The sequence below is a fragment of the Psychrobacter sp. 72-O-c genome (assembly GCF_904846605.1).
Lineage (GTDB): Bacteria > Pseudomonadota > Gammaproteobacteria > Pseudomonadales > Moraxellaceae > Psychrobacter.
Genome location: NZ_CAJHBI010000038.1, coordinates 21,628 through 28,447 on the forward strand (window position 1 = coordinate 21,628; position 6,820 = coordinate 28,447).

Here is a 6,820-nt window from a genome sequence, read left to right on the forward strand (position 1 = left end):
TTTTTTAGTTGCCCAACTGCTTGTTTTTATCAGCAGAAACAGCAGATCTAACTTTGACACGAGAGTTTAAAAGATAAAATTGGTCAATAAATGAATAAATGAATAAATGAATTAGGGAGCTTAATGCGTACCACTAAAGATCGTATTCGCCATACCTTGGGCTTTGAGGTAATAGGTTTGATCATCTTAGCCCCGTTGGCCAGTTTGGTATTCGGCTACGACCTAAGTCTGATGGGGGTCATAGCTATCGCCGCCTCCACTATCGCCACGGTATGGAACTATTTTTATAACCTTTTTTTCGATCATGCTATGGTAAAACTGCGTGGAGATGTTCATAAGACAATGTTGATACGAGTGTTTCATGCCCTACTATTTGAGGGCGGGCTGCTGTTATTATTTATGCCGATGATTGCTTGGTACTTAGGCATCAGTCTGTGGGAAGCCTTTATAATAGATATCGCTATGGCCTGCTTCTATGTGGTATATGCCTTTGTCTATAACTTGGTCTATGACAAAGTGTATCCTATCCCTCAAACTTAACTACTGAAGATAATTTATTCAGTACCTGAAGTTAGATCTGACGTCACTAAATCTGGAAGAGCACTTTTTAGAGTGCTCAACTGAAACCCAGCAAATAGGAAAGTTAGAAAACTGATTTAAAAAGATCGTTTAGTCGGGATTTTCGGCCAGCTGTTTCAGAATTCTGGTAAAGTTTTCTACGCCTTGGGCACCGCTGACCAGATGACGACCATTAAAGATAACTGCTGGCACACCTTGGATACCTTGTTGTGCTGAACGCTGTTCAGAATCGCGTACTTCTTTAGCAAAGCGCTGGTCTTCAAGAACTGCTAACGCTTCGGCACGATCTAAGCCAATTTCCGACGCTATATCCGCGAGCACAGCATTGTCAGAGATGTTGCGATTATTGGTGAAATGGGCCGTAAATAAGGCCTGTTTTAAATCATGCATGCGGCCTTGTGGGTCGGCCCAATGTAGCAGTTGATGCAAATTAAAAGTGTTGTGCATTCTCGTATCATCAGTGAAGTGAAATTCGAAGCCGACTTCTGTACCTGCTGCGGTCATCCTAGTCCGGCTCTCATTCGACTCTTGTACGCTTCTGCCGTACTTCTCGATTATATGCTCGCGTAGATTTTGTCCCTCGGCTGGCATGTTAGGGTTCAGTTCAAACGGGTGCCAATGTATTTCATGGGCGGTATTGGTGTCCTTCAATGCTTCGGCCAGCTGTCGATAGCCGATAATGCACCAAGGGCAAACAACATCCGATACGATGTCTATTTGTATTGGTTGGTCTGAATTTTTCATAGTATTCCTCATTACTTAAATGATGACACGGCCTAGTAGAGTTAAGTCTAGGACAGTCAGTAGTCACCATCCTAGACCTATTGTGTAATCAATCCGTTTTATGCCATTCAAGTTTCTGAAAAGGCTTGTCTATCGATATTTCGGCGAGACGATTGTTATCAAAGCTTGAATACTAGCAAAGCTTAAATTATTTTTTGTGAAAGCCCCCAAAGTTGTCAGTAACTTTGGGGGCTTTTTATGAGACATGGCCTAGACTTTAAGCGTACAGTAACAGACTATCAATATAGCGATGGCTATACTTTTTTTATTTATCAGCTATTAGTCAGTTATTTCAAAGCAAGCCCAATGCGCCTATATTGAATGGGTCTATATTGTTTGCAACTATATTAAACGCCGCTATATTAAATGTTAAGCTTAATTACCATCTTTGTATTCTTCCTAACATCGTTTAAGGATATCTATGCACCATTCTGTTCACGACGAAGCTCATTTAAGCAATCGTAATCATTGGTTAAGGGCAGCAGTATTAGGCGCGAATGATGGATTGATTTCAACAGCCAGCTTATTAGTCGGGGTAGCGGCGGCGAATCCCAGTAGCCAGACATTAATGTTGACAGGGATGGCAGCATTGACAGCAGGTGCTTTGTCGATGGCTGCGGGTGAGTATATCTCGGTATCGTCACAAGCCGATACGGAAAAGGCGGATCTGGATAAAGAGCGTCATGAACTGAAACATAACCCTGAGCGCGAGCTGGTCGAGCTGACAACCATTTATGAGCAGCGCGGACTTAATCATGCTTTGGCACAGCAAGTTGCCCTAGCTTTGACCGAACACGATGCGCTTGAAGCTCATGCTCGTGACGAGATAGGTTTAACGGATCTCAGCCAAGCAAAGCCCATTCACGCATCAATTGCCTCGGGTTTAGCATTTATTACGGGAGCGATATTACCGGTTATCGGCATTCTGATATTGCCAGCGCATTCATTGGTCTGGTCACTGGCCTCTGTGACGGTAGTGGGTTTAATTCTACTTGGGATAATATCTGCTCGTTTGGGCGATGCGCCTATCATTCCTGCTACGGCTCGTGTGGTGATTTGGGGCGTGTTGGCAATGCTTGCAACGTCATTGATTGGACGCTTATTTGGGGTGGCTGTCTAGAGCTCATTTTATACCTAAAACAAGCTAATATCTTTACATTATTTTCACACTATCTTAACGGTAAGCTAAGTTATGATGATGGGAATGAGGCTAGGAATTAATATGAACTGTTATGTATGAGCTCAGTTATTTGACCCAGTACTATAACATTATCGCAAGCAACCAATTATCGAGTGAGCTCTCGCAATGAATCAAATTAGCGAATGGGTGCTGATGATCATGGCAAAGTTTGGCTATCTCGGAATTATATTTGCCATGTTTGCAGAAAACGTTTTTCCGCCTATACCCTCCGAGGTCATTATGCCAGCAGCAGGTTTTGCGGCGGCGAGGGGTGATTTGAATCTAGTATTGGTCATCCTAGCCGGTACGCTTGGCAGTGTGCTTGGGGCGTTGCCTTTATATTATCTAGGAAGTCTGTTTAACAAAGAACGTTTGGTGATATTTACTGAAAAGTACGGCAAATATGTGTTTATTAAGTCTGAAGATGTCGTATCTTCCAGCGATTGGTTTGATAAACATGGCAACAAGGCGATATTTTTTGGACGAATGGTGCCCGGTATTCGTTCACTTATCTCAATCCCTGCAGGTATGAATAAAATGCCGATTGTCTTTTTTTTGGCATTGACTGCTTTAGGATCCAGCATTTGGACAACCGTATTGACTCTGGCAGGCTATCACTTTGGTAGAAATTATGAGGTTATTGAGGCCGCGCTAGCGCCATACTCTAAGGTTTTTTTGCTACTCGCTGTGGTCATTATCGTTGGTTGGTTTATTAAACGCCGACTGTCTGATCATCGCAACACGCCCTAATATAAGTATGTTTTTAAGTCATTGAGGTTGGATAGTTTTGCTATGGTTAATGTGGTAAATTGTTTGGGCGGCCAAAACAATAAAAGTGGATAATTTATACCAGCAAATGACAAAATGTTAAGGAATTAAAATCGTGATTTTACTATTTTGCCAACTCATTTGATAAGAAGGTTAAGGATGACTATAGATAACGAAGTATTACGTGAACGCATCAGCTTATTAGGTTCATTTTTGGGCGATGCGATTTCTCGCCAATCTGGTGAACAAACGGTCCATACTATTGAGACCCTGCGTAAAGGTTTTATTCAACAACGCCGCGAGCCTAACGAAACACACAAGCAGCAGCTCATTGACTTCATTGCCTCTTTAGACAATCAAACATTAAAAAATGTCATACGTGGCTTTTCTATCTATTTTTTCCTTGCCAATCTAAGTGAAGAAAATTACTTACGTGAGCAACGTCATGCCTTGCGTGTGCAGTCTGAACAGAGCTGGGAAGGGTCGTTTCGCCGTACCTTGCTTGAGTGTCGTGAACGCAATATTGAGCCTGCCCAAATGCAAGAGCTCATTGATCAACTGAAATTTATTCCTGTGTTTACTGCGCACCCCACTGAAGCTCGCCGCCGTACAACGATGAATATCTTGCAGAGTCTATTTGCCGATAGCGATGCTTTAAACAACCTTACTGAAAACAGCTTTGCCTACGAGCAAGCGAAAGAACAGACGGCGCAAACAATTGATTTATTATGGTCCTCTGATGAAGTTCGTACCCGTAAACCTCTGGTCTACGACGAGATAAATAATGGTCTGCACTATTTTAATGCCAGTTTATTTGATGCCATTCCCAAGGTCTATCGCAATATCAAAGCGGCCATTGTCGATATTTACCCAGAGTTAAAAGAATACCCATTACCTGCATTTATGAGTTTTGGCTCTTGGATAGGTGGCGATAGAGACGGCAACCCTTTTGTGACTTTCGAGACCACAGAACTTGCCGTATTAATGCATGCTGATACCGTGTTGCGTCACTATCAAGTACTGCTAAAAAAACTGCGCCGCCAGCTCATTCATAGCGATACGACGGTTAATGTCGCACCCGAAGTGTATACAAAAATTAAAAGCTACGATGAACTTGATCAACGGGTATTTGATTACAATCTCGATGATTACGGCAATGAGCCTTATCGTAGATTACTTTCCTTAATTCTTAATAAAGTCAAAGCCACTAACCGCCTTATTCAAAGTAAAGGCAGTGATAGTGAGGCTGAAAAAGATGCTTACCCCAATCCACAAGAGCTGTTGGAAGATTTACGCATTATCCGTCATAGTGTGAATGCCCATGATACGGTACATGCAGAAGGATTATTGCTTGATATGATTCGCCTGGTAAAAACTTGTGGCTTTCATTTGGCAGCGCTCGATATTCGTCAAGAGTCGTCTTACCATAGCGAAGTAATTGCCGATATTTTTGCCAGTGCCTCTAATTTGCCAGATTACCAAACGCTCAATGAAATAGAGCGGCAAGAGTGGCTCACGCGCTTGCTTGAAAAGCCCGGTACACCACTAATTTATACCGACAAATTAACGGATAAAACACGCGAACAATTGGCCTTGATGAACTCTGTGGCGACCTTGCGGAAACTGGTTGGGCAAGATACTTTCGGCAGTTATGTTATTTCGATGACTAACAACGCCAGTCAATTATTAGAAGTGTTGCTATTAATGCGGTTCGCGGGCTTATGCAAGATCAATGATGAGGGTCAATTATCTGCTGACTTACCCGTAGCCCCCTTGTTTGAAACCATCGAAGACCTTAAAAATATTGATAAGATTCTTCCTGCGGTTTTGGATAATCCACTCTATCGAGGATTACTAGAGCACTCGGATAACACCCAAGAAATCATGCTTGGCTATTCAGATTCATCGAAAGATGGCGGCATTATTACTTCTGCATGGCAGCTTTATAGTGCGCAGCAAACCATTAACCGTATTGCTGAGCAATATGGTATCAAAACGCGCTTGTTTCATGGCCGTGGTGGGTCAGTGAGTCGTGGTGGCGGATCAACCCATAAAGCGATTGCGGCTCAGCCAGCGGGTACACTGCATGGACAGATTAAAGTGACCGAACAGGGCGAAGTACTTTATGCCAAATATGCCAACACTGATACCGCTGTGTTTGAGCTTACTATGGGCATCACGGGTACCCTTAAAGCCTGCTCCTCAAGATTTGTTGTGCAACCGCCTGAGTTACCAAATTATGAAGCGCTCTTTGCTCGTTTAGCAGATGCTGGTGAGGAGCGTTATCGCGAACTTACCGACCATACTGAAGGGTTTTATAAATTCTACTCACAAGTGACTCCTGTGCAGGAGATCTCTTTATTAAATATTGGCTCACGCCCAGCGCATCGTAACAAAGGCCTGCCAAGTAAAACTACCTTGCGAGCGATTCCTTGGGTATTTGGTTGGTCATTAGCACGCTTTACCTTGCCTGCTTGGTATGGCGTGGGTAGTGCTTTACATAGCGTTAAAGAAGACGAAGACTTGATGAAGGAAATGAATGACTGCTGGCCATTTTTTAGCGTGTTCATTAGCAATATCGAAATGGCTTTTACCAAATCTGAGATGAGTATTGCTCATGCCTATAGCCAATTGTGTGATGACGACACGTTACGTGAACAGATTATGACAGCGGTCACTGATGAGCACAGTCTGACCTATTCAGGCTTAAATTCTTTGCTTAATCAACAATCCTTATTGTCTAATCAGCAAAATCTTGCCGCTTCCCTTCAATGGCGAAATGCTTATTTAGATCCTATTAATTATATCCAAATCGAGCTGTTAAAACGTTCCAGACAAAAAGATGCAAAAGGCGATGTCAGCCATGGTGACCTTGAAGTTGAAGATCCATTAATCCGTAGTATCAATGCCTTAGCAGCAGGTCTGCGCAATACTGGTTAATGGCTAGAACGACATATTTATTAAATATACTAAACCAACACTGGGTTAATTTTATCAAGCTGCTACCAAGAGCTCTGATATTATTAGCCCATTTTTATGTGAGATGAGAGTGATTTCTACGAGGTTTGCGAGATAAGTGAGTTCGTCAGGTATATAGTTCGTTTTATAGACGTTTTTAGTTTCAGGTTCGTCTAAACCAGACCAGTTACCTCAACCTCTAGGATTTCTAGCTTTTTTATTGCCAGCAATGCCTTTTTTCACGAGGAACCTCAGATTCAAGCAATTAAAATTCGTCTGCCCATTTCCATATTTTCTCAATCCAACTGTCATCAATACCTAACGGTTTATTAGAAGTATTAGAAATTTTTTGATGATAATTATTATTATCTTGAGTCATAGTAATGCTCCTCAGCCTGCTTCATTAATCAGCATATTACGTAAATTAACCTGAATTCGGGATAAGTCCTCCATTAAGCTACTGATAACATTCATATTTCCCCAACTTCTTTAAAGCCAGCCACATTTTTGAGGGTTGGTTTGTAGGGAAACCAACAATAAGCTATCAGTCCT

Annotated in this window: 5 protein-coding genes; 4 read left to right on the plus strand and 1 reads right to left on the minus strand. The window is 42.2% G+C overall.

Annotated features, from left to right (window positions below; translation table 11 throughout):
• Positions 1–123: 123 nt before the first annotated feature.
• On the plus strand, positions 124–540 hold the full coding sequence (locus tag JMX97_RS11935) for a PACE efflux transporter (protein ID WP_201558416.1): 417 nt from the start codon (positions 124–126) through the stop codon (positions 538–540).
• A 129-nt stretch (positions 541–669) separates the two neighbouring features.
• On the opposite strand, the gene JMX97_RS11940 is transcribed toward JMX97_RS11935, so the two are convergent.
• Entirely contained in the window at positions 670–1,323 is a 654-nt protein-coding gene (locus JMX97_RS11940; RefSeq protein WP_201558417.1) for a DsbA family protein, read from the minus strand.
• 460 nt (positions 1,324–1,783) lie between these two features.
• Between JMX97_RS11940 and JMX97_RS11945 the strand changes: the two genes are divergently transcribed.
• The 3 genes from JMX97_RS11945 (at position 1,784) to ppc (ending at position 6,250) form a co-directional block, all read left to right on the plus strand.
• Complete coding sequence (locus tag JMX97_RS11945; RefSeq protein WP_201558418.1) at positions 1,784–2,482, plus strand: VIT family protein; 699 nt, start codon at positions 1,784–1,786, stop codon at positions 2,480–2,482.
• Positions 2,483–2,668: 186 nt separating this feature from the next.
• Positions 2,669–3,292: a DedA family protein gene (locus JMX97_RS11950; protein ID WP_201558419.1), complete on the plus strand. Its 624-nt coding sequence runs from the start codon at positions 2,669–2,671 to the stop codon at positions 3,290–3,292.
• A gap of 177 nt (positions 3,293–3,469) precedes the next feature.
• Positions 3,470–6,250, plus strand: coding sequence for a phosphoenolpyruvate carboxylase (gene ppc, locus JMX97_RS11955; protein WP_201558420.1), 2,781 nt, complete (start codon positions 3,470–3,472; stop codon positions 6,248–6,250).
• Positions 6,251–6,820 lie beyond the last annotated feature (570 nt).